We start from the raw sequence: 772 nt of genomic DNA on the forward strand, positions 1-772 counted from the left end.
CAGAGCAAAGTCTCCAAACTGTGCAACGGTATATTGCTGAAGGGTGGCTAGAAAAATTCTATGCCTTGAACATTCAGCAATCGGATCATCAAATTGAAAATTTAAGAATTCAGGCACGTCCCAATCCGACTTTAAATGTAGGCATGAAACGTAGCAAAACCCCTAATGAAAGCAACGATACGACTTTGGCAATCGGCGTGGCTATTCCACTGAATATTTTCAACCGCCAGCAATATGCGATCCCGATGGTCCAGCAACAGCAAATATTGCTGAACCAACAGCAGCAGCGTGAGCTGAAGCAACAAATACTCAATATTGCCAACAGCATGCATCAGCTCAAAGGTTTACGTAGCCAGTTCGATGCCACAACAGCACAAGTTACTTTGGCGACCAAAGTTCAGAGCCGTACTTTACAAGGGTTTCAGGCAGGGAAACTGTCCATTACCGACGTTCAGCAAGCAACCACCCAACTGCAGAATCTTCGATTGGGTCAATTACAAATTCTACGTCAAGCTTGGCAAACTGCCCTCGCAGCTGAGGCACTCAGTATTGGCACAAGTTATGAAGAAATTAGCCGTTCGGATGCCTATACACAACTGAATAAAAAGGCAGTCGAAGCATCGCAAAATTTAATCAATGGGGGAGCACGATAAAATGAACGCCAAGCAAAACGGAAAAATATCCCAGTCTCTCATGATTGCAATTTTGATTCTGATTACGGTCTTGGTCAGTCTGGTTATTTGGTTAAGTTCAAAAAAAACTGAATCTGAGG

Annotated in this window: 1 protein-coding gene; it reads left to right on the forward strand. The window is 43.5% G+C overall.

Annotation, left to right across the window (positions count from 1 at the left end; all coding sequences use genetic code 11):
* Window positions 1-653 (forward strand): TolC family protein (locus tag ACNPNW_RS16350; RefSeq protein ID WP_448767195.1); only part of this gene is annotated, 653 nt, incomplete at its 5' end.
* Window positions 654-772 lie beyond the last annotated feature (119 nt).

This window comes from Acinetobacter endophylla (assembly GCF_053543775.1).